Here is a 20,417-nt window from a genome sequence, read left to right as displayed (position 1 = left end):
CCCATGGAGTCAACAAAATGCAAAAGATCGCACTGTCTGTTCTGGTTCTGGCCGGTCTCTCTTCCACCTCCGTCCTGGCGCAAGATGCCTTCAGCTATGCCAAGGGCTCTGCCACCTGGGCCCACACCAAGTCTGACTACATCGGTGGCAAGGATGGGGAGAACCGCGACTTCGGCGGCCTGAGCCTGGATCTCTCCAAGAGCTTCACCAGCAATGTCTATGGCCGGATCGGCAGCGAATACACCTCCCGCAGCAGCGGCAACGACAGCATGGCCATCTCCAGTCTGGGGATGGGTGTCTACACCCCCCTCAGCACCGGCCTGAACCTCTACGGTGAAACCGGCCTGATGGGCTACAGCCTGGAACGGGAGCTGGCCTCCGACGTGAACCACTCCGGTTGGGATACCCTGGCCCGCAAGAAGAGCGGCAGCCTCTACGGAGAAGTGGGCCTGCGCTACGACACCGGCGCCGTCGAGCTCTCCACCGGCTATCGCTACGCCAACATGACCGACGACATGCACGACTTCAAGGCGGGGGCGGCGTACAAGCTGACCCAGAACCTGGCCCTCACCGCCGACTACACCTATCGCAACTGGGATCTGCAAAAAGGCTCCATCTCCAGCCTGGGTGTGAAATACAGCTTCTGATCATCCTTCCTGCAGGGTCTTCACCTTTACCCATGACTTCGGTCATGGGTTTTTTTTATGGGGGCTGATCCGCCCGCCGCCCCCTGGCCGTATCAGTTCGCAATAGTTATACAGCTTCCAATTTTTTGTATAACTGCTATAACTTACTCAAGGCTTATACAAGGGGCTTCATTATGTACAAGATCAAGGTCGGTATCAGTGCCTGTCTGCTCGGCCAGGAAGTGCGCTTCGACGGGGGCCACAAACGCTCCAGTTTCTGCGAACGGGATCTGGGCGCCCATTTCGACTATCACCCCGTCTGCCCCGAGATGGCCATTGGCCTGGGTGCACCCCGCGCCGCCATCCGGCTGGTGAAGCGCCAGGGCGAGGTGCGGGCCGAGGCAAGCAACGGGAGCTTCGACGTCACCGACAAGCTGATTGCCTTCAGCGAGCAGAAGGCACGCCAGCTCGACTTCCTCTCCGGCTACATCCTCTGCGCCAAGTCCCCCAGCTGCGGCATGGAGCGGGTGCGTATCTATGGCGCCAACAACGAGGGGAGCGCCAAGGAGGGGGTCGGCCTCTTCGCCAAGGCGCTGATGGAGGCCAACCCCCTGCTGCCGGTGGAGGAAGATGGCCGCCTGTGCGACCCCATCCTGCGGGAGAACTTCGTGCTGCGGGTCTTCGCCTACCACGACTGGCAGCAGCTCTGCGCCCGGGGGATCACCGCCTCAGCCCTGATCCGCTTCCATTCACGCTACAAGTACCTGGTGCTCTCCCACGCCACCACCCACTACCGGGCGCTGGGGCGCCTGCTCGCCAACCTTGGCAAGGCCAACCTGCAGGAGGTGGCCGACAGCTACATCCAGGGGTTGATGGCTGCGCTGACTCTTCGCGCCAACCGCCGCAGCCACACCAATGTGCTGATGCACCTGCAGGGCTACTTCAAGCGGGTGCTGACCCCGGCCCAGAAGCAGGAGCTGTGCGACACCATCGACAAGTACCGCACCGGGGTCTTCCCGTTGCTGGTGCCCCTTACCCTGATCCGCCACTACCTGCGCGAGTACCCGAACCCCTATCTCGCCGAGCAGGTGTACCTCAATCCCCATCCCGACACGCTGAAATTGCGTTACGGGCTGTGAAGGTGTGGCTGGATTTGGCCGATCAGGCCTACCTCGACCTTCATCCCGACACGCTCAAGCTGCGCTACGGGCTCTGAACCCCCTGTGCAGGCCCCGGTGGATGACCGGGGCCTCTTTCCAACGTCTGATGGACTCTCTCATGTCTGATGAATCACAAGCCGCCGCGCCTCTCCCCGACGAGGGCGTCTACCCCATTCGCGAGGTCTCCCGCCTCACCGGCGTCAACGCCGTCACCCTGCGCGCCTGGCAGCGCCGCTACGGGCTGGTGCAACCGGCCCGAACCGAGAAGGGCCATCGTCTCTACAGCGAGCAGGATATCCGCCAGATAGGCGAGATCCTGAGCTGGCTGGAGCGGGGGGTGAGCATAGGTCAGGTGAAGGGGCTCCTGAGCGAGCCCCAGAGTGCGCCGGTGAGCGATCACTGGCAGCAGACCCTGGAGCAGTTCAGCCAGGCGCTGCTCGCCTTCAACCAGCGCAAGGCGGAGGCCGAGCTTGGCGATCTGCTGGCGAGCTACCCCTTCGAGCTGGTGCGCAGCCGGGTGCTGCAGCCCCTGGTGGAGCGGCTGCTGGGGCTGTGGCGCGAGCGCCCCGATGGCGAGTTGCTGCAACAGGTGTGGCTCGGCTGGCTGCATACCCGCTTCGCCCGCCACCTCATCGAGCAGGAGAAGGGCGTGCCCGTCACCCTGGCAAGCTGGGGGCAGGTGGGGCCGCTGGATCTGGTCTGGGCTGCGTATGAGCTCATCGGTCAGGGTTATGAGGTGCAACTGCTGGGGGCGGTGGAGCCCCGCTATGCCACCCTGCTGGAGGGGCGCGCCACTCCCCCCTGGCTGATCCTGCTGGGGGCCGGGCTCGGCAAGCAGGACCAGGCCGCCGAATGGCCTGAGGGTACCCGCTTCTTTGGCGAGCTGGGACGCCTCTACGATGAGCCGTGGCGGCGTGCCCGCAACTGGCACGCCACCCTGGCAGAGGTCAGTGCGACGACCCGCACTGCCAAGGCGAAGGGCAAGGGCGGGAGAACACCGTCATGAGGCTGGTCTGGTTTCGCAACGATCTGCGTCTGGCCGACAACCCGGCCCTGCGCCACGCCTGCGCCGGAGATGAACCGGTCGCCGCACTCTTCATCGTCTCGCCGACCCAGTGGCAGCAGCACAAGCTGGCCCCGGTCCGCCAGCGCTTCATGCTGGCACAGGTGGATGCCATGGGCCGCGAGCTGGCGGCCCTCGGCATTCCGCTTCATCTGCTGCGGGTCGAGACCTTTGCCGAGGTGCCGACGGCGCTGACGGCGCTTTGCCGGGAGCTCGGGGTGAGCCAGCTCTACGCCAACCAGGCCATCGAGATTGACGAGCTGCGCCGCGACCACGCCGTCAGCGCCGCGCTGGGGGAGCAGGGCATGACCAGCCACTGGTTCAACGGCTGCTGCGTGCTGCCGCCCGGTCGGGTGCTGACCGGGTCGGGGGAGATGTTCAAGGTCTTCACCCCCTTCAGCCGCGCCTGGCTCAAGGCTCTCGAGGAGGATGGCTTCGTCATTCACCGTGCCCCCGCACCACGCGGCGAGCCGTTGCCGTGGCTGCCCCTGGCCGAGCGGGAGTGGGTGGACGACGGGCTGGGGGAGCTGACGGCGGACACCCGCTGGCCGGTGGGGGAGGCCGAGGCGAGCCGCCGGTTGCACGCTTTTCTGGATCAGGCGGTGCTCGATTACGGCGAGACCCGGGACTTTCCGGCGCTGGCGGGCACCTCCGTGCTCTCCCCCTATCTGGCGGCGGGCATCATCAGTGCCCGCCAGTGCGTGGGGGCGCTGCAGCAGCGTCTCGGCTACCGGCCCCAGTCGAAGGCCCAACCCGGTTTCGTCTGGCTCAACGAGCTCATCTGGCGCGAGTTCTACCGCCACTTGCTGGTGCTGATCCCGAGCCTCTCCATGAACCGCCCCTTCAAGCCGGAGACGGCGGCCCTGCCGTGGAGCTGGGATCCAGATGCCTTCGCCGCCTGGTGCGAGGGGCGCACCGGCTACCCCGTGGTCGATGCGGCCATGCGCTGTCTCAACGCCACCGGCTGGATGCACAACCGGCTGCGGATGATAGTGGCGAGCTTCCTCACCAAGGATCTCCACATCCACTGGCGGCTTGGGGAGGACTACTTCATGAGTCGGCTCATCGACGGGGATCTGGCGGCCAACAATGGCGGCTGGCAGTGGGCGGCGGGGACCGGGGCCGATGCGGCGCCCTATTTCCGGGTCTTCAACCCCACCACCCAGGGGCAACGATTTGATCCACAAGGGGAGTTCATTCGTACCTGGGTCACTGAGCTGGCGGATGTGCCTGCTGCCTATCTCCACGAGCCCCACGACTGGTTGCGGCTCAAGGGGCGGCAGGATTATCCGGCCCCCATGGTGGATCATGCCGTTGCACGGGTGAGGGCCATCGAGATGTTCCGCGAACTGGAGAAAAACTAGCATGAATGACGCGCTGGCCCGCTTTGTCATCCTCTACCTGCAATTGGACAAGCATCAGTTGCACCGCTTGCCGGAGGTCTATGCCGATGAGGTGCTCTTCATCGATCCTGCGCACCGGATAGAGGGGCTGGCCGCGCTCACCCGCTACTTTTCCTCCCTTTATGAGCGCCTTGCCCAGTGCAGCTTCGAGATAACGAGTCAGCAGCAGTCGGGCAACGAAGCCTGGCTCGCCTGGGTCATGACCTTCTCCCACCCCAGGATTGCCGGTGGCCGGGCTGTCAGGGTCGAGGGGGCCACCCGGCTGACGTTCGACTCCTGGGGCAAGGTGTGCCTGCACCGGGACTACTTCGATCTCGGGGCCATGCTCTACGAGCAGTTGCCGCTGCTGGGGCCCGTGGTACGTGCCATCAAGGGGAGGCTGGGGACATGAGCGGCCGGGTGCTGATCACCGGGGCCACCTCGGGCATCGGCCGCCAGCTGGCGCTGGATTATCGGCGCGCCGGCTGGCAGGTGTGGGGTTGTGGCCGGGACGAGGTGCGCTTGCAGGCACTGGCCGACCTGGGGATCACCCCTTTGCGATTCGATGCGCGCGACAGCGCCGCCATGGCCGGGGTGGCCGCGAGTCTGCCCGCCCTCGACCTGCTCATTCTCAATGCGGGCAATTGTGAATACATGGATCCGGCAGAAGGCTTTGATGGCGCCTTGTTTGCCCGGGTCATCGAGACCAACCTCATTGCCACCGGCAACGCCCTGGCCGCCTTGCTGCCGCGGCTGGGGGCGGGTGGACGGCTTGCCATCGTCAGCTCCTCGGTGAGCTGGCTGCCCCTGCCACGGGCGGAGGCCTATGGCGCCTCCAAGGCGGCCCTCGATTATCTGGCGGATACGTTGCGCCTGGATCTGGCCAGCAAGGGCATCGGGGTGACTCTGATCCGCCCGGGCTTCGTGCAGACGCCGCTCACCGACAAGAATGATTTTCCCATGCCCTGCCTGGTGACGGTGGAAGAGGCTTCCCGCGCCATCATGACGGGGCTTGCCGCCGGTCGCCACCAGATCCACTTTCCCCGTCGCTTCATCTGGCTGCTGCGCCTGCTCGGCGCCCTGCCGACAGGGCTCTGGCTGCGCCTTGGCCGCACACTCGTTTCGAAAGGACGCCCTTCATGAAGAAAAAGATCGCCATCGTCGGCTCCGGTATCTCCGGTCTCACCGCCGGTTTTCTGCTCCACAAGCTGCATGACATCACCCTGTTCGAGGCGGCGCCGACCCTGGGAGGCCACACCGCCACCGTGGAGGTGGAACAGGCTGGGCGCCACTATGCCATCGACACCGGCTTCATCGTCTTCAATGACCGCACCTATCCCAACTTCCTCAAATTGCTGGAGCGCATCGGGGTGGGGCGCCAACCCGCCGAGATGAGCTTCTCGGTCAAGAGTCCCGAGGGGATGGAGTACAACGGTCACAACCTCGATACCCTGTTCGCCCGGCGCCGCAATCTGCTGAGCCCGCGCTTCTATCGCTTCGTCGCCGAGATCCTGCGCTTCAACCGGGAGGCGCGGGCCTGGCTGGCCGCGCATCGCCAGCGGGAGCTGACCCCCGAGCTGACCCTGGGGGACTTCCTGCAGGCGGGGAAATTCAGCGACTATTTCGCCCGCCACTACATCCTGCCCATGGGGGCGGCCATCTGGTCCTCCACCCTGGCGGACATGCGTGCCTTCCCCTTGAGCTTCTTCCTGCGGTTTTTCGCCAACCACGGGCTGCTGGAGGTGGCGAACCGGCCCCAGTGGTATGTGATCCCGGGGGGCTCGCGAGAGTACATAGGGCCGCTCACGGCGGGCTGGCAGTCGCACATCCGCCTCGCTACCCCGGTGGAGGCGGTGCGCCGGGTGGCGGATGGCGTCGTGGTCACCAGCCAGGGGCAGGAGGCCCATTTTGACGAGGTGATCTTCGCCTGCCACAGCGATCAGGCCCTGGCCCTGCTGGCGGATGCGAGCGAGGGAGAGAGGGCCATCCTCGGGAACATGCCCTATCAGGCCAACGACGTCTGGCTGCACACCGACGCCTCCTGCCTGCCGATGCGCCGCAAGGCGTGGGCGAGCTGGAACTACCAGCTCGGTGAGGATGACGGGGCGCGCCCCCTGGTGAGCTACAACATGAACATCCTGCAGGGGGTGAGCTCCCCAGCGCCCTTCTGCGTCAGCCTCAATCCCCGTGGACGGGTGGACGAGAGCAAGGTGTTGCGCCGTTTCGTCTATCATCATCCGGTATTCAATCAGGGCTCCATCGCCGCCCAGCAGCGACGGGGCGAGATCTGTGGCCATCAGCATACCCACTTCTGCGGGGCTTATTGGTACAACGGTTTTCACGAGGACGGGGTGCGCAGCGCCCTGGACGTGGCCAGACGCTTCGGGGCCGAGCTATGAGCGGCGCCGCGGCCTTGACGCAGGGGGACGAGGGAATGGGGGAGGGGATCAGCGCCATCTGGCAAGGCTCGGTGCGCCATCGCCGCTTCGCCCCCAGGGCCCACGCTTTTTCATACAGCCTCTTCATGCTGGGGCTGGATCTGGACGAACTGCCCGGGCTTGAGCAGGGGCGCTGGTTTACCGTGGAGCGGGCCGGACTGCTCTCGTTTCGCCGCGAGGACTATATGCGGGGCAGCGAAGGGCCCCTCAAGCAGGCGGTCTGGGACAAGGTGGCGGCCCTTGGGGGGGATGCGGAGCCCGGCGGGCGGGTGCTGCTCCTTGGCAACGTGCGCTGCCTCGGGTTTTATTTCAGCCCGGTTAATTTCTATTTCTGCGATCGGGCGGGGGAGACCCGCTACCTGCTGGCGGAGGTCTCCAATACCCCCTGGAACGAGCGCCACTACTACCTGCTGGATCTGGCGGCGCTCTCCCCCCATGACAAGGATTTTCATGTCTCCCCCTTCATGGGGCTGGGGATGCGCTACCACTGGCGCATCCGGGCGCCGAAAGAGGAGGCGCTGATCCATATCGAGAGCCACCCCGTATCCGGTGAGAGCAAGCTGTTTGACGCCACCCTGGCCCTGCGCCGCGCGCCGCTGTCGCGCAAGGGGCTGGCGGCGCTGCTGGCTCGCTGGCCCTGGATGACCCTGAAGGTGCTGCTCGGGATCTACTGGCAGGCCCTGCGCCTTTTGATCAAACGCACCCCCGTCTTCACCCATCCGGAGAGCCGCCCGTGACGCTGACACACCCGTTTAACTCCGCTTCCTGGTGTTGTCAGCAGCCCATGGTGCGGGTTCATCCCAACCGAACGACCCCACTCTTGACCCATTCGGAGAGCCGCTAATGGAACTTGCTCAATCAACCCTCTCTGCCTCTTTCATCGACAAGGGGGCCAAGCAACTGCTGCTCAAATTGCTGGCGCGCCTTGAGCAGGGCCAGCTGGTGCTCCACGACGGCAGCGAGTGCCACCGTTTCGGCAAGGCGGGCAGCGACCTGCATGCCGAGCTGGTGGTGCAGGATCCGGCGTTTTATCGCCGCCTGCTGCTGGGGGGGAGCATCGCCGCAGGAGAGACCTGGGTGGAGGGTCTCTGGACCAGCCCGGAGCCGGTGGCACTGGTGCGCTTGCTGGCCCGCAATCTGCCGCTGCTCGACGCCCTGGAACGGCGCCTCGGCTGGCTCAGCTTCCCGTTCAACAAGGTGCGCCACTGGTTCAATCGCAATACCCTGACCGGTTCGCGCGCCAACATCGCCGCCCACTATGACCTTGGCAACACCCTCTATCAGGGCTTTCTCGACGATCACATGCAGTATTCGAGCGCCATCTATCCCCACCCGGATGCCACCCTGGAGGAGGGGCAGCAGGCCAAGCTGCGCACCATCTGCGAGCGGCTTGAGCTTGGGCCGGACGACCATCTGCTGGAGATAGGCACCGGCTGGGGCGGTCTCGCCGTCTATGCGGCCCGTCACTACGGCTGCCGGGTCACCACCACTACCATCTCCCGGGCCCAGCACGACTATGCCAAGGCGTGGATCGAGCGGGAGGGGCTGGGAGATCGCATCACCTTGCTGCTGGAGGATTACCGCAAGCTGGAGGGACGCTATGACAAGCTGGTCTCCATCGAGATGATCGAGGCGGTGGGGCACGCCTTCCTGCCCGACTATTTCCGCCAGTTGTCGCGCCTGCTCAAGCCCGGCGGACGCCTGCTGATCCAGGCCATCACCATCGCCGATCAGCGCCACGCCCAGTATCTGCGCGGGGTGGACTTCATCCAGCGCTACATCTTCCCGGGAGGCTGCCTGCCTTGCGTCTCCCAGATGGCGGGTCTGCTGGCGCGGGAGACCGACATGCAGCTGGTACGGCTGCACGATCACGGCCACCACTATGCCCGTACCCTGGCCCACTGGTGCGAACGCTTCCTGGCGCTGGCCCCGGAGCTGCCCAAGCTCGGTTACAGCCAGGATTTCATCCGGCTCTGGCACTTCTACTTCGCCTACTGTGAAGGGGGATTCTGGGAACGGGCCATCAGCCTGGTGCAACTGGAGGCCGCCAAGCCGGGGCCCCATGGCTGGTCCGGGGACTTGCCGGCAAGCGGTCGCTGATCATGTGGCAGTGGGCCCACCTGCTGGGATTCAACCTCTACTGGTTGCTGGCGGTGACATGGCAGCAACCGGGCCCGCTGCTCGGGATGCTGCTGCTCCATTTCATCTTCTCCCCCCGCCGTGGGCAGGACTGGCGCCTCATCCCGGTCGCCCTGGCAGGCTGCCTGCTCGACATCCTGCTCTGGCGCCTCGGCCTGTTTCACTTTCCGTCCGGTTTTCCGCTCTGGCTGTTGCTGCTCTGGTGCGGTTTCGCCCTGACCCTCTCCCACGGCCTTCCCTGGCTTCGCCCCTTGCCGCGCTGGCAACAGGGGCTGTTCGGCATGGTGGGGGGCGCCTCCTCCTATATGGCGGGGGCCGCCATGGGGGCAGTAAACTTACCCTGGGGCATCTGGACAAGCGCAGTGCTGCTGGCGGTGATCTGGATGTGGTGGTTACCCGTACTCCTGTGGGTAACGGTCAAGCTGGAGGGTGAGACGAGATGAACACCTTTTCGACCGACACCTTGTTGTTTTCCAAGTGGACCAGGGATGGCCAGTGCGAGCTGGCCGAGCGTTTCTACCTGGTGGTGGCCTGCCAGCGCGATGCCCAGGGGCATCTGGCGAGCGTGGTGATGCAGGATATCAACACCCTGCAGGAACAGGAGATGGACTGGCATGAACTGGAGGATCCCGCCCGTTGGCACATGGGGTGGAACTAGCCTGCTGCTGGCGGCCTTGAGCCTGCCACTGTTTGCGACCGCCCAGAGCGTTGCCGCCCCCTGGCAGGGGCTGCGTACCGTGGGACAGGGGGAGATGCGCTGGCTCTGGTTCAAGCTCTATGACGCCACCCTCTACAGCGAGAGCGGTCGCTATCAGCCGGGGCGCTACCCGCAGGCCCTCAGCATTACCTACGCGAGGGCCATCGAGCGCCAGGATCTGCTGGAGGCGACCGCCGCCGAGTGGCAGCGGCTCGGCCTTGGTAGCGAGAGTGAGCGCCAACGCTGGCTGGCTCGACTGGCCACGCTCTGGCCGGATGTCGCCCCCGGCGACAAGCTGGTTTTTTATGTGGACGAGCAAGGCACGGGCCACTTCTGGTTGCGAGATCGCCTCCTTGGCTCTCTCGATGATCCCGCCTTCGCCCCCGCGTTTCTTGCTATCTGGCTGACTGACGACAGCCGGGATCCCGCTCTGACCCGCCGCCTGCGCGGCCAATCCTGATGGAGTATTCCATGAAGTTCTCTTCCTGGTGGCGTCTTGCCTGGTTGCTGCCCCTGCTGTGGCTCTCTGGTTGCGGCGCGGGTCTTGACGATTATCGCGGCTCCCGGCCGGGCTGGGATCTCGCCCGTTTCTTCAATGGCAAGCTGGTGGCCCACGGCCTGGTGACGGACCGCAGCGGCGAAGTGACCAGTCGCTTTCGGGTCGAGATGCAGGGGCACTGGCGAGAGGGCAAGGGGGAGCTGTTCGAGCAGTTCTACTTCGATGATGGCCGTCGGCAGACCCGCACCTGGTTTTTGAGCAAGGGGGCGGATGGCCACTGGCGCGGCACGGCTTCAGACGTGGTGGGGGAGGCGGTAGGCAAGACAGAGGGTTTCGCCCTCAACTGGCGTTATCAACTCGATCTGGCTCTGCCGGATGAGAGCGTGGTGAGGGTGAGCTTCGATGACTGGATGTATCTGCTGGACGACGATCGCCTGATCAACCGTGCGAAGATCAGCAAGTTCGGCATTTACCTCGGCGAGGTGATCCTCTATATCGAACGGCTTGAGCAATGAACGCCGGTGCATTTTTTGCCGACGATAGCCATTGGCTATTGATCGGCAAGGCACGAACGATTGTCCTTTGAGTCTGCTTCTGGATAAGCTGACTCCGTTCCCGATAATGCTTACCACCTGGAGGTGAATCATGAAGAGCCCCATTGGTCTTGATACCGTTCAATCACAAGCCCTGGCCGCCGAGCTCAACAAGCTGCTGGCCAGCTATCAGATCCTCTACATGAACGTCCGTGGCTTCCACTGGAACATCCGCGGCAACCAGTTCTTCGAGCTGCACCTGAAATTCGAAGAGATCTACAACGACCTGCTGCTGAAAGTCGATGCCCTGGCCGAACGCATTCTGACCCTGGATGGGGTGCCCCTGCACAGCTTCAGCGACTACATCCAGGTGTCCGCCATCCCCGAGCAGAAGGGGTTGCATGACGGTCGTGCCTGCGTGGAATCCCTGCTGGCGAGCTTCCGCGAACTGCTGGTTGCCCAGCGCCGCATCCTGGGTCAGGCCGCCGATGCCGGTGATGAAGGGACTGCGTCCATCCTCTCCGACTATGTGCAGCAGCAGGAAAAACTGGTCTGGATGCTGCGCGCCTATCTGGCCTGATGAACCTGGGGCCGGCTGCCCATGCTCCGGCCCGTATCATTGCCCCTGTTGTTGCAAACCCGAGTTGTCTCTCCTTGATTTCCCACCCGCTTGCCGCCCGATTTGGGCGGCTTTTTTCTATTTGATCTGCATCAATGAAACGTTAATTGGTAAATTGAATGCCTATTAAGTTTTCCAGGAGGGGAATAGAATCGCCACAAAACAGATAACTGAAATGTCCAATTAGGAGAGACATGATGTTTTGTGTGCAATGTGAACAGACTATTCGTACCCCGGCAGGCAACGGCTGCGCCTATGCACAAGGCATGTGCGGCAAGACGGCGGAAACCTCCGACCTGCAGGATGTGCTGATCTATACCCTGCAAGGGCTCAGCGCCTGGGCCCTGGCGGCCCGCGAGCACGGCATCGTCGACAGCGAAATAGACGCTTTCGTGCCCAAGGCGTTCTTTGCCACCCTCACCAACGTCAACTTCGACTCCGCTCGCATCGTCGCCTACGTCAACCAGGCACTGGCCTATCGCCAGCAACTGGCCGCCAAGCTGACACCGCTGGCGGTGCAGGCCGACACACTGCCCGCCGCGGCCAGCTTCGAGCCGGGTGCCGATCTGCTGGCCCAGCTTGCCCAGGCGCCGCAGACCGCGGTCAACCGGGGCAAGAACGAGGTCAACGAAGACATCATGGGGCTGCGCCTGCTCTGCCTCTATGGCCTCAAGGGGGCCGCCGCCTACATGGAACACGCCCGGGTGCTGGATCAGCAGGATGCCGGGGTCGCCGCCGAATTCCATCGCATCATGAGCTGGCTCGGCACGGATCCCTGCGATCTGGATCCCCTGTTCAAGTGCGCTATGGATATTGGCCTGCTGAACTTCAAAATCATGGAGATGCTGGATCTCGGTGAAACCACCGCCTTCGGCCATCCCGAGCCGACCCAGGTACGCGTCACTCCGGTACCGGGCAAGTGCATCCTGGTCTCCGGCCACGACATGGTGGATCTCAAGCTCATCCTGGAGCAGACCAGGGGCACTGGCATCAACGTCTACACCCATGGCGAGATGCTGCCGGCCCTGGCCTACCCCTTCTTCAAGCAGTACCCGCACCTGGTGGGTAACTATGGCTCCGCCTGGCAGAACCAGCAGAAGGAGTTTGCCAACTTCCCGGGCGCCGTGGTGATGACCTCCAACTGCATCATCGACCCGAACGTGGGCAACTACAGCGATCGCATCTTCACCCGCTCCATCGTCGGCTGGCCCGGTGTGACCCACCTGGAAGGGGAAGATTTCTCCGCCGTTATCGCCAAGGCGCAAGCGCTGGAAGGCTTCAAGCACGTTGAGCTCGAGCACTTCATCACCATCGGTTTTGCCCGCAACGCCCTGATGCAGGCCGCTCCTGCGGTGATCGACAAGGTCAAGGCTGGCGAAATCAGCCACTTCTTCCTGGTGGGGGGATGTGACGGTGACCGTGCCGAGCGCGCCTACTACACCGAGTTTGCCAAGGCGATCCCGCAGGACAGCCTGCTGCTGACCCTGGGCTGCGGCAAGTACAAGTTCAACAAGCTCGATTTCGGCGACATCGGCGGCATTCCCCGTCTGCTGGACGTGGGTCAGTGCAATGATGCCTACTCCGCCATCCAGCTGGCCCTGGCGCTCGCCGACGCGTTCGAGTGCGGCGTCAACGATCTGCCCCTGACCCTGGTGCTCTCCTGGTTCGAGCAAAAAGCCATCGTCATTTTGCTCACCCTGCTGGCGCTCGGCGTGAAGGACATCCGCACCGGCCCGACCGCCCCGGCCTTCCTCACCCCGGCCCTGCTCAAGGTGCTGGAGGAGCAGTTCGGCCTGAAAGGAACCACCACGGCAGACGCGGATCTCGCCGAGATCCTGGCGGCCTGAGCAAAGATACAGCCTTACACGCTCAGCATGTTGTAAGCCTTTGGCGAGCCTGATGGCTCGCCTTTTTTCAACGCTATTTCCGAGCAAGAGGAGCCTTGCGATGACCTCCACCTCTTTGAGCCTGCGCTGTATAGCCCGCCGGGCAGAGACCCACGACGTGGCGAGCTGGCAATTTGAACCCCTGGCTGGCGACCTGCCCTCCGTGCTGGCCGGCCAGTGCGTCACCCTGCACACGATGATTGACGGCAAGCCTCACTGCCGCGCCTACACCCTCTCCTCCAGCCCGCAGGATCCTTTCTGGCAGGTCACCATCAAGGATGTGGGGCTGGTCTCTCACCATCTGCACAAGAGCCTGCAAGTGGGGGACGAGATCCGGGTAGACGGCCCCTTCGGCGATTTCCACCTGACCGCGTTCCCCTGCGAGCGGCCGCTGCTGCTCAGCGCCGGCTCCGGCATCACCCCCATGTGGGCCATGCTGCGGGACGAGCTCGCCAAGCGACCGGACGCCGATATCCGCTTTATTCACAGCGCCAGAACCCCCGGGGATGTGATCTTCGCAAGGGAACTGGCTTCACTGGCCGAGGCTCATGCCGGTGTGCGCCATGCTTTAGTGCTGGAGAAAGTTGGGGAAGAGGCGCCAACGGCTCATCCCTGGGTTGGCCGGCTCACACCGGACATGTTGAGGGAACTGGCGCCAGACCTGCTGGCGCGCCACGTCTATCTGTGCGGGCCTGCCCCCTACATGACCGCAGTCTGCACCATGCTGGCGGAGCTGGGACTGCCGGCAGCGCAGTTGCACCAGGAGTCGTTCGGCCTGCCTGCTGGAACATCGAGTGCGGCGCCAGTTGCGGCCGGCAGCGACCACTTCTGGCTGACCCTCAAAAAGAGCGGCAAGAAAGTGAAGATCCTGCCGGGTCAGACCCTGCTGGCAGCGCTGGAGGGGGCGGGGGAGACCATGATGGCCGCTTGCCGCGCCGGGGTGTGCGGCGCCTGTCGCTGCACCACGGAAGGCGAAATCGAGCGCCAGAGCGTGATGACCTTGAGCGCGCAAGATCTCGAGAACGGGGTGGCGCTGGCCTGTTCCTGCACCGCCAGAGGGGATGTGAGCCTGGAGTACTGACGGGCGTCATTGGTATCCCGAGCTTTTCCCGGACGGGTCGTGCGGGTAGACTCAACCCCAGTTTCAGCAAAGTACGGGATAAAAAATGACAATTCTGGTGACGGGGGGAGCCGGTTACATCGGTTCCCACACCCTGGTCGAGCTGCTTGGTACCGGGCAGCAGGTCGTAGTACTGGACAACCTCTCCAACGCTTCCCCCGAATCTCTCAAACGGGTCGAGCGGATCACCGGCAAGCCGGTCACCTTCGTGGAAGGGGACATTCTGGACAGAGCCTGCCTGCAGCGGCTGTTTGCCGAGCACAGGATAGCATCCGTGATCCACTTCGCCGGCCTCAAGGCGGTGGGGGAATCCGGCCAGATCCCGCTCACCTACTATCAGAACAACATCACCGGCACCCTGGTGCTGTGCGAAGAGATGGCCAGGGCCGGCGTGTTCCGGCTGGTGTTCAGCTCCTCGGCCACCGTTTATGGGGATCCGGCCTCGGTACCCCTGCGGGAAGATTTCCCCACCAGCGCCACCAACCCCTATGGCCGCTCCAAGCTGATGGTCGAAGAGATCCTGCGTGACCTCTCCAAATCCGATCCTCGCTGGGCCATTGTGCTGCTGCGCTACTTCAACCCGGTGGCGGCTCACGAGAGCGGCCTCATCGGTGAAGATCCCAACGGCATCCCCAACAACCTGCTGCCTTACATTAGTCAAGTCGGCGTGGGCAAGCTCAAGGAGCTGGGGGTCTTTGGCAACGACTATCCAACCCCGGACGGCACCGGGGTGCGCGATTACATCCACGTGGTGGATCTCGCCATCGGCCATTTGAAGGCGCTGGCCCGTATCGCCACCGATACCGGGGTCTTTACCTACAACCTCGGCACCGGCCAGGGCTACTCGGTGCTGGAGATGATCAAGGCATTTGAAGCGGCCAGCGGTCGCACCATTCCCTATCAGATCAAGCCCCGTCGCCCCGGCGACATCGCCGAGTGCTGGGCTGAACCGGCTCTGGCCCGTGACGAGCTGGGCTGGCAGGCCGAGCGGGGGCTGGAGCGGATGATGATCGATACCTGGCGCTGGCAAAGCCAGAACCCGAACGGTTATGGCCCTGCTGCGAAGCCGTGATCAAGGGTCATGCGCTGCTCGGGAACCTCATTTATTCATATAAACTCGGGTCCCAGCGCTGCTCTTCGCCTTGCTGACAGCTTCTCGCGACGGCCCATCAGGCCTGATGGTTTGCAGCCTGAATAGCAAAACGCCCCGGCATGCCGGGGCGTTTTTTCATGAACAACGCGCGGGTTACTGAATGCTCTTGCCGGCGCGGACATCCTTGATGATAGCCTTGAGGCTGGCCAGATCCCGCGGTGCGCCGCGCAGGATCTGATCGCCGATGATAAAGGCCGGGGTGCCGGAAATGGCCATGGCTTCGGCCAGCGCCCGGTTGGTACCCAGATTCTGATCGATGCTCCCGTCCTTGATCTTCGCCTCGACCTTGCTCCAGTCCACGCCGGCGGCCCTGGCGACGTCTTTCACCTGGGCTTCGTCGGAGAGGGGCCCCTGATGGGCGTACAGCTTGTCGTGGAAGGTCTGGTATTTGTCGGGCTGGCCGAGCTTCACCGCCAGCGCCGCGCGGGCGGCGTAGTAGGAGGTTTCGCTCAGGATGGGGAACTGCTTGTAGATGTAGCGGATCTCCTTGTCCTCAGAGAGCAGTTGCTGAATGAGGGGATGAGCGCGCTTGCAGTAGCCGCAGTTGTAGTCGAAGAACTCCACCACCGTCAGGCTGCCCTTGGGATTGCCGCTCTCGGGATCCTGGTTGGCGAAGAGCTGCTTGGCATGGGCTTCTATCAGCGTCTTGTCGTTCTCGGCCTGCTGGCTCTCCTGCTTGGCACGCAGGGCGTTGGACATCTCGACCAGGATCTCCGGATTCTTGACCAGATAGTCGCGCACGATCTGCTCGACATCGCTCTTGGTCAGCTCGCTCGCCTGCACGGGCGCCGCAAGCAGGGTCGCGCCGGTCAGGGCGGCGAACAGGGCATGTTTGATTCTCATAAGTCCATCTTGCTGGGGATGTGGTAGTGGCCCCTATAGTGGGTGAGTCTGTTTTCAAGTCAAGCCATCCGCTTGAAAAAGCACGGTTTGCAGCGGTTTTGCCGGTTTTGTGCGCCAGATAGCCCAATAAATGGGCAAACAAACGGAGTAGGGATTTACAAGGGCTGGGGGCATGGGTAATATGCGTCGCACTGCTGCGGAGGGGTGGCAGAGCGGCTGAATGCACCGGTCTTGAAAACCGGCGATGGGCGACCATCCGTGGGTTCAAATCCCACCTCCTCCGCCATCTATATAGCCCAACTGACTTATTCAGTTGGGCTTTTTTGTGTCTTCGGTTTTGGGTATGCCGCCGTGTGCCCGGATTTAGTTGACCATCGCGATCACTCCCAGGGCGTCACATTGGCGTACTTGTATTTGGCGTAGACGGGCTGGCCGTTGTAGGAGCTGGGCGGGAAGCTCGGGTTGGCGCTGATCCAGTTATTCACAAACGTCTGCATCCAGCTGGTGACGGGGCGGCTCTCGCGGCGCACGCTCACCCATTTGTTCTGGGTGCGGCTGAAGACCTGCCAGGTGACTCCCGCCTCGTCGATGTTGAAGGCGTAGCGCTCCATGTTCCAGATGGAGATACCGTACTTGCCCAGGTCGATGTCCTGGGGATACTGACGCCCCTGGATCCAGACGTTGGTATGGAGCAGGTTGGTGCCCCCCATCAGCTCGATGTCGACTTCATAGTGAGAGCTGGTGCCTGCATCTCCGGTATAGGTAAAGAAGGAGCTGATGGTGCCGGGCACCGATCCTGCCTGCATCTGCACCTCATAACGACCCTTGCGGGTGTAGTTGTAGGTTCGCAGCTCAGCACAGCTCTTGTTCCCTTTGTCGGATTTCGCATGGAGGATGGCCGTGCCGGACTCCATCCAGACGTTGGCGGCGCGCCAAGTGCAGTCGAATTCTGACCCGCCATTGCGCCAACCATCAGAGACCTGCCAATCCTGATTGCTCCACCACCATGCCGATGCCTGAGTGGAATATAATCCTCCCGCCATCAGCAATACTGACATCAGTCCAAGTTTACGCATATTATCCACATTCCTGTGTGTTTATTAATGAGTGTTTTGTTGATGACGACAAGCAGCATCAGAATAGCCATAAACAGATATTGAAACTTATACTGGTATCGCGTCATGACAGTTTCATATTTTTGAAATTGCCTGAAAAAGGTATGAAATACATGACGGCTGGCTGGTATAACCAGAATAAAAAAAGCCACCGTATATAACGGTGGCAAAAGCACGGACTCCCGATCCGATGAGTTAAAATCAGCTGGCTTGGCGGCGATAGATCTCGACCAGTTCGGTGGCCAGTTCGCGGCACAGAATGGAGGTCATCAGGTGATCCTGGGCATGTACCATGACCAGTGTCATCTTGGTCTTGCCTTCGCCCTCATCGGCTTCAATCAGTTTGGTTTGTACGGCATGGGCAGCCTTCCCCGCGTCGGTGGCCTGGAGCAGCAAGGCATCGGCTTCGCTGAACTGGCCAGCACGAGCCTGACGCAGGGCTTCGAAACAGAGACTGCGAGATTGGCCGGCATTGACGATGATGCCCATGACTGCTTCTTCAAGATCCATCATTTATGACTCCTTAAAATCCATTATTACGAGAGACGTTGGTGAACCATTCACCACTTTTCTTGACGGTGCGCTGCTGGCTTTCTAAATCAAGGCTGATGAATCCATAACGGTTCTTGTAGGCATTCATCCAGGACCAGTTGTCAATAAAGGTCCACAGGTGATAACCAGGGCAATGACTTCCTTCGGCAATGGCGGTATGAATCCACTGGAGGTGGCCGCGAATGAAGTCGATACGATAATCGTCTTTTACCTGACCATCTTCACCAATGAATCTGTGCTCCCCTTCGACACCTATACCATTTTCGGAGATATAGCTTGGGATATTTCCATAGTTGTCGCGCAGGTTGATCAATATGTCATAAATACCGCGCTCATATATTTCCCAGCCGCGATAAGGGTTCATTTTGCGGCCTGGCATCTCGTAATTCTCGAAGAACCAGTCAGGCAGGAAAGGGGAGTCCGGATTGATGGCCGTCATGCGTGCCTTCACTCGCCGCGGCTGGTAGTAGTTGATGCCGAGCAGATCGATCTTGCCGGCGGCCAGCAGTTCGCAGTCGCCGCTTTGCACCACGGGCATCTGATCGTGCTCGCGCAGGATATCGATCAGCTCCTGGGGATAAACCCCCTTCACCGCAGGATCGAAGAAAGCGCGGTTGAAGAACAGGTCGGCAATGAACGAGGCCTTCAAGTCTGCCGGGTTTGAAGAGCGCGGATAGGAGGGGGTCAGGTTCAGGACGATGCCGATCTGGCCGGGCAGAGAGAGTGTGCGATAACGCTTCACCACCAGACTGTGGGCCAGCATCATGTGATAGGCCACCTGGGCTGCCCGTTTGAAGTCCATCTGGTTCGGGTAATGGAAGTCATACAGATACCCTCCTTCCACTACCACAACGGGCTCATTGAAGGTCATCCAGCAGGCGACGCGATCACCGAACAGTTTGAAGCAGAGCGCTGCGTACTCGGCATAAGCCGCCACGGTTTCGCGGCTCTCCCAGCCCCCCTGCTCCTGCCAGTACATCGGCATGTCGAAGTGGAACAGGCCGATGAAGGGTTTGATCCCCTTGGCCAGCGGCTCATCGATAACCTTGTTGTAGAAGTCGACGGCCTCCTGGTTGACGGTGTGGCCATCCGGCAGCAACCGGGCCCAGGAGATGGATGTGCGGAAGCTGTTGTGGCCAATCTGTTCCATCAATGCGATGTCTTCACGATAACGATCGTAGAAGGTGGAGGTGTTGGCCGGGCCAACCTGACCATGGAAACGGTGTGGCTCCGTCTCGAACCAGTGATCCCAGATGGTCGGTGCCTTGCCGCCCACATTGGCAGCCCCTTCCGATTGTGCGGCCGACGAGGCGCTACCCCACCAGAAGCCTTCGGGGAATGTATATTGCATTGCAGTTTCCTCTTGATGACCGGCGTGCAGGCGGCGTGGCGCTTACGCCTGGCGCTTACGCCTGACTCTGAATTGGTGTGATTGTGTCTGCTTTTTCTGATCTGGCTGCTTCTTCCGCTTCAGCCGTCTCGGCTTCCTGCTTGAGCAGGGTGCGTTCGTAAGCCCGCACGAAGGGGTAATACATCAGGGCGGAGATCCCCATGCAGATGAAGCACATGATGACCGGACTGAAGGCCCAGTTGGTCGCCCAGGAGGCGCCGATGGGGGCCGGCGTGGTCCATGCGGTCAGCATCACGACCTTCTCAACCAGACCCAGATCCACCGCGGACCAGGCCAGGATGGCGTTGATCATCGGCACCAGGATGAAGGGCAGGAAGAAGACCGGGTTCATGATGATGGGAGCACCAAACAGGATCGGCTCGACGCCCGTGTGCTGCTGGATGAACAGGCGATCGGGGAGACGGCGCAACTGGTGCGGGACTTCAACACCATGGCCGAACGGCTGCAGAGCATGACCCGTGAGCGGGAGTTCTGGAATGCCGCCATCGCCCACGAGTTGCGCACCCCGGTGACCATATTACGTGGCCGATTGCAGGGGCTGGCCGAAGGGGTATTTCCGCCAGAGCGTGCGCTCTTTGAAGGTTTGTTGCGCCAGGTGGAGGGATTGACCCACCTGATCGAAGACTTGCGGGTGCTCAGTCTCAACGACAGCGGCCACCTGGAGCTGCAACGAGAGGCGATCAGGCTGGCCGACGAGCTTGCCGTGGTGCTTGAGGCGTTTGCCACCCCCCTGGCCGCGAGCGGTTTCACCCTCAAACGGGAGCTCGATGCCGAGCTCTGGGCCTGTTGCGATGCACTTCGCATCCGTCAGGCCCTGATGGCGCTGCTGGAAAATGCCCAGAAGCACGCGGTGCCGGGCATGCTGACCGTGCGCCTGCATCGTTCTGGCGCCCAGTGCATCCTGAGCGTGGAAGACGAAGGGCCCGGCATCAGCGAGGAGGTCGCCACCCATATCTTCGAGGCGTTTCGCCGGGGGGATCCGTCACGCTCGCGCAAGAGTGGCGGCAGCGGGCTCGGGCTGGCCGTGGTCAAGGCCATTGCCGAGGCCCACGGCGGCAGTGCGCTCTGCCAATCCGGCGGGCGGGGCGGCACCCTGTTCCTGCTTTCCTGGCCCTTCTTGCACCCTGACGGCAGGTCATGACCCCGCATTGCCGCATCGGCTCGGGATGGGCGCGCCGAGG

General features: G+C 62.4%; 22 protein-coding genes, 1 tRNA gene and 1 pseudogene. 19 read left to right on the top strand and 5 right to left on the bottom strand.

What is annotated here, in order from left to right; translation table 11 throughout:
• Nucleotides 1-17 precede the first annotated feature (17 nt).
• The 17 genes from C2U37_RS02015 (at nt 18) to galE (ending at nt 15,234) form a co-directional block, all read left to right on the top strand.
• On the top strand, nt 18-647 hold the full coding sequence (locus C2U37_RS02015) for an outer membrane beta-barrel protein (protein ID WP_010673316.1): 630 nt from the start codon (nt 18-20) through the stop codon (nt 645-647).
• A 173-nt stretch (nt 648-820) separates the two neighbouring features.
• A complete protein-coding gene (locus C2U37_RS02010; protein ID WP_010673317.1) occupies nt 821-1,765 on the top strand; it encodes a YbgA family protein in 945 nt (314 codons plus the stop codon).
• A gap of 139 nt (nt 1,766-1,904) precedes the next feature.
• On the top strand, nt 1,905-2,792 hold the full coding sequence (locus C2U37_RS02005; protein ID WP_010673318.1) for a MerR family transcriptional regulator: 888 nt from the start codon (nt 1,905-1,907) through the stop codon (nt 2,790-2,792).
• A complete protein-coding gene (gene phrB, locus C2U37_RS02000; protein ID WP_010673319.1) occupies nt 2,789-4,213 on the top strand; it encodes a deoxyribodipyrimidine photo-lyase in 1,425 nt (474 codons plus the stop codon). Before C2U37_RS02005 ends, phrB begins: the two co-directional genes overlap by 4 nt.
• Nucleotide 4,214: 1 nt before the next feature.
• A complete protein-coding gene (locus C2U37_RS01995) occupies nt 4,215-4,643 on the top strand; it encodes a nuclear transport factor 2 family protein (RefSeq protein WP_010673320.1) in 429 nt (142 codons plus the stop codon).
• Nucleotides 4,640-5,374 (top strand): SDR family NAD(P)-dependent oxidoreductase, encoded by a 735-nt coding sequence (locus tag C2U37_RS01990; protein WP_010673321.1) that lies wholly within the window; start codon nt 4,640-4,642, stop codon nt 5,372-5,374. Before C2U37_RS01995 ends, C2U37_RS01990 begins: the two co-directional genes overlap by 4 nt.
• Nucleotides 5,371-6,630 (top strand): NAD(P)/FAD-dependent oxidoreductase, encoded by a 1,260-nt coding sequence (locus C2U37_RS01985; protein WP_010673322.1) that lies wholly within the window; start codon nt 5,371-5,373, stop codon nt 6,628-6,630. Before C2U37_RS01990 ends, C2U37_RS01985 begins: the two co-directional genes overlap by 4 nt.
• A complete protein-coding gene (locus C2U37_RS01980; protein ID WP_029313896.1) occupies nt 6,627-7,406 on the top strand; it encodes a DUF1365 domain-containing protein in 780 nt (259 codons plus the stop codon). The genes C2U37_RS01985 and C2U37_RS01980 overlap by 4 nt, the downstream gene beginning before the upstream one ends.
• Before the next feature lie 106 nt (nt 7,407-7,512).
• Complete coding sequence (locus C2U37_RS01975; RefSeq protein ID WP_010673324.1) at nt 7,513-8,769, top strand: SAM-dependent methyltransferase; 1,257 nt, start codon at nt 7,513-7,515, stop codon at nt 8,767-8,769.
• 2 nt (nt 8,770-8,771) lie between these two features.
• Nucleotides 8,772-9,251, top strand: coding sequence for a DUF2878 domain-containing protein (locus tag C2U37_RS01970; protein ID WP_010673325.1), 480 nt, complete (start codon nt 8,772-8,774; stop codon nt 9,249-9,251).
• Nucleotides 9,248-9,466 (top strand): TIGR02450 family Trp-rich protein, encoded by a 219-nt coding sequence (locus tag C2U37_RS01965; RefSeq protein ID WP_010673326.1) that lies wholly within the window; start codon nt 9,248-9,250, stop codon nt 9,464-9,466. The genes C2U37_RS01970 and C2U37_RS01965 overlap by 4 nt, the downstream gene beginning before the upstream one ends.
• The gene (locus C2U37_RS01960; protein WP_029313899.1) at nt 9,423-9,965 is read left to right on the top strand and encodes a chalcone isomerase family protein; all 543 of its coding nucleotides are present in this window, start codon (nt 9,423-9,425) and stop codon (nt 9,963-9,965) included. The genes C2U37_RS01965 and C2U37_RS01960 overlap by 44 nt, the downstream gene beginning before the upstream one ends.
• 11 nt (nt 9,966-9,976) lie before the next feature.
• Nucleotides 9,977-10,519 carry a DUF3833 domain-containing protein gene (locus C2U37_RS01955; RefSeq protein ID WP_010673328.1) on the top strand — a complete coding sequence of 181 codons (543 nt, stop codon included), beginning with the start codon at nt 9,977-9,979 and terminating at the stop codon, nt 10,517-10,519.
• A 130-nt stretch (nt 10,520-10,649) separates the two neighbouring features.
• Nucleotides 10,650-11,117 carry a Dps family protein gene (locus tag C2U37_RS01950; RefSeq protein ID WP_010673329.1) on the top strand — a complete coding sequence of 156 codons (468 nt, stop codon included), beginning with the start codon at nt 10,650-10,652 and terminating at the stop codon, nt 11,115-11,117.
• A 236-nt stretch (nt 11,118-11,353) separates the two neighbouring features.
• Nucleotides 11,354-13,003: a hydroxylamine reductase gene (gene hcp / locus C2U37_RS01945; RefSeq protein WP_010673330.1), complete on the top strand. Its 1,650-nt coding sequence runs from the start codon at nt 11,354-11,356 to the stop codon at nt 13,001-13,003.
• A 100-nt stretch (nt 13,004-13,103) separates the two neighbouring features.
• A complete protein-coding gene (locus tag C2U37_RS01940; RefSeq protein ID WP_010673331.1) occupies nt 13,104-14,123 on the top strand; it encodes a hybrid-cluster NAD(P)-dependent oxidoreductase in 1,020 nt (339 codons plus the stop codon).
• Between the two features lie 85 nt (nt 14,124-14,208).
• A complete protein-coding gene (galE, locus tag C2U37_RS01935) occupies nt 14,209-15,234 on the top strand; it encodes a UDP-glucose 4-epimerase GalE (RefSeq protein WP_104451746.1) in 1,026 nt (341 codons plus the stop codon).
• A gap of 174 nt (nt 15,235-15,408) precedes the next feature.
• On the opposite strand, the gene C2U37_RS01930 is transcribed toward galE, so the two are convergent.
• Nucleotides 15,409-16,158, bottom strand: a complete 750-nt coding sequence (locus C2U37_RS01930) for a DsbA family protein (RefSeq protein WP_104451745.1) — start codon at nt 16,156-16,158, stop codon at nt 15,409-15,411.
• A 198-nt stretch (nt 16,159-16,356) separates the two neighbouring features.
• Between C2U37_RS01930 and C2U37_RS01925 the strand changes: the two genes are divergently transcribed.
• A tRNA-Ser gene (locus C2U37_RS01925) sits at nt 16,357-16,444 on the top strand.
• Nucleotides 16,445-16,538: 94 nt separating this feature from the next.
• Here the strand turns inward: C2U37_RS01925 and C2U37_RS01920 are convergent.
• The 4 genes from C2U37_RS01920 to C2U37_RS01905 all read right to left on the bottom strand — a co-directional run bounded on the left by C2U37_RS01920 (nt 16,539) and on the right by C2U37_RS01905 (nt 19,645).
• Nucleotides 16,539-17,234 (bottom strand): family 16 glycosylhydrolase, encoded by a 696-nt coding sequence (locus C2U37_RS01920; RefSeq protein ID WP_080560416.1) that lies wholly within the window; start codon nt 17,232-17,234, stop codon nt 16,539-16,541.
• A gap of 240 nt (nt 17,235-17,474) precedes the next feature.
• Nucleotides 17,475-17,786 (bottom strand): PTS lactose/cellobiose transporter subunit IIA, encoded by a 312-nt coding sequence (locus C2U37_RS01915; protein ID WP_010673336.1) that lies wholly within the window; start codon nt 17,784-17,786, stop codon nt 17,475-17,477.
• A 10-nt stretch (nt 17,787-17,796) separates the two neighbouring features.
• Entirely contained in the window at nt 17,797-19,176 is a 1,380-nt protein-coding gene (locus C2U37_RS01910) for a glycoside hydrolase family 1 protein (protein ID WP_104451744.1), read from the bottom strand.
• Nucleotides 19,177-19,231: 55 nt separating this feature from the next.
• Complete coding sequence (locus C2U37_RS01905) at nt 19,232-19,645, bottom strand: hypothetical protein (protein WP_233768445.1); 414 nt, start codon at nt 19,643-19,645, stop codon at nt 19,232-19,234.
• Here C2U37_RS01905 and C2U37_RS01900 point away from each other — a divergent pair.
• Nucleotides 19,586-20,377: pseudogene (locus C2U37_RS01900) on the top strand (ATP-binding protein); the annotation flags it as partial. The gene C2U37_RS01905 and the pseudogene C2U37_RS01900 sit on opposite strands and share 60 nt — an antisense overlap.
• Nucleotides 20,378-20,417 lie beyond the last annotated feature (40 nt).

Origin of the sequence: Aeromonas sp. ASNIH1 (assembly GCF_002934285.1) — a bacterium.
Taxonomy (GTDB): domain Bacteria; phylum Pseudomonadota; class Gammaproteobacteria; order Enterobacterales; family Aeromonadaceae; genus Aeromonas; species Aeromonas caviae.
This window is presented reverse-complemented; position numbering and strand designations above follow the sequence as displayed.

Coding starts and splice junctions, on each gene's coding strand:
- C2U37_RS01915 (WP_010673336.1), bottom strand. CDS start 17,786: ATGATGGATCTTGAAGAAGCAGTCATGGGCATCATCGTCAATGCCGGC.
- C2U37_RS01920 (WP_080560416.1), bottom strand. CDS start 17,234: ATGCGTAAACTTGGACTGATGTCAGTATTGCTGATGGCGGGAGGATTA.
- C2U37_RS01970 (WP_010673325.1), top strand. CDS start 8,772: ATGTGGCAGTGGGCCCACCTGCTGGGATTCAACCTCTACTGGTTGCTG.
- C2U37_RS01960 (WP_029313899.1), top strand. CDS start 9,423: ATGAACTGGAGGATCCCGCCCGTTGGCACATGGGGTGGAACTAGCCTG.
- C2U37_RS01950 (WP_010673329.1), top strand. CDS start 10,650: ATGAAGAGCCCCATTGGTCTTGATACCGTTCAATCACAAGCCCTGGCC.
- C2U37_RS01975 (WP_010673324.1), top strand. CDS start 7,513: ATGGAACTTGCTCAATCAACCCTCTCTGCCTCTTTCATCGACAAGGGG.
- C2U37_RS01910 (WP_104451744.1), bottom strand. CDS start 19,176: ATGCAATATACATTCCCCGAAGGCTTCTGGTGGGGTAGCGCCTCGTCG.
- C2U37_RS02015 (WP_010673316.1), top strand. CDS start 18: ATGCAAAAGATCGCACTGTCTGTTCTGGTTCTGGCCGGTCTCTCTTCC.
- C2U37_RS01965 (WP_010673326.1), top strand. CDS start 9,248: ATGAACACCTTTTCGACCGACACCTTGTTGTTTTCCAAGTGGACCAGG.
- C2U37_RS01930 (WP_104451745.1), bottom strand. CDS start 16,158: ATGAGAATCAAACATGCCCTGTTCGCCGCCCTGACCGGCGCGACCCTG.
- C2U37_RS01985 (WP_010673322.1), top strand. CDS start 5,371: ATGAAGAAAAAGATCGCCATCGTCGGCTCCGGTATCTCCGGTCTCACC.
- C2U37_RS01995 (WP_010673320.1), top strand. CDS start 4,215: ATGAATGACGCGCTGGCCCGCTTTGTCATCCTCTACCTGCAATTGGAC.
- C2U37_RS02010 (WP_010673317.1), top strand. CDS start 821: ATGTACAAGATCAAGGTCGGTATCAGTGCCTGTCTGCTCGGCCAGGAA.
- C2U37_RS01980 (WP_029313896.1), top strand. CDS start 6,627: ATGAGCGGCGCCGCGGCCTTGACGCAGGGGGACGAGGGAATGGGGGAG.
- hcp (WP_010673330.1), top strand. CDS start 11,354: ATGTTTTGTGTGCAATGTGAACAGACTATTCGTACCCCGGCAGGCAAC.
- C2U37_RS01940 (WP_010673331.1), top strand. CDS start 13,104: ATGACCTCCACCTCTTTGAGCCTGCGCTGTATAGCCCGCCGGGCAGAG.
- C2U37_RS01955 (WP_010673328.1), top strand. CDS start 9,977: ATGAAGTTCTCTTCCTGGTGGCGTCTTGCCTGGTTGCTGCCCCTGCTG.
- C2U37_RS01990 (WP_010673321.1), top strand. CDS start 4,640: ATGAGCGGCCGGGTGCTGATCACCGGGGCCACCTCGGGCATCGGCCGC.
- C2U37_RS02005 (WP_010673318.1), top strand. CDS start 1,905: ATGTCTGATGAATCACAAGCCGCCGCGCCTCTCCCCGACGAGGGCGTC.
- phrB (WP_010673319.1), top strand. CDS start 2,789: ATGAGGCTGGTCTGGTTTCGCAACGATCTGCGTCTGGCCGACAACCCG.
- galE (WP_104451746.1), top strand. CDS start 14,209: ATGACAATTCTGGTGACGGGGGGAGCCGGTTACATCGGTTCCCACACC.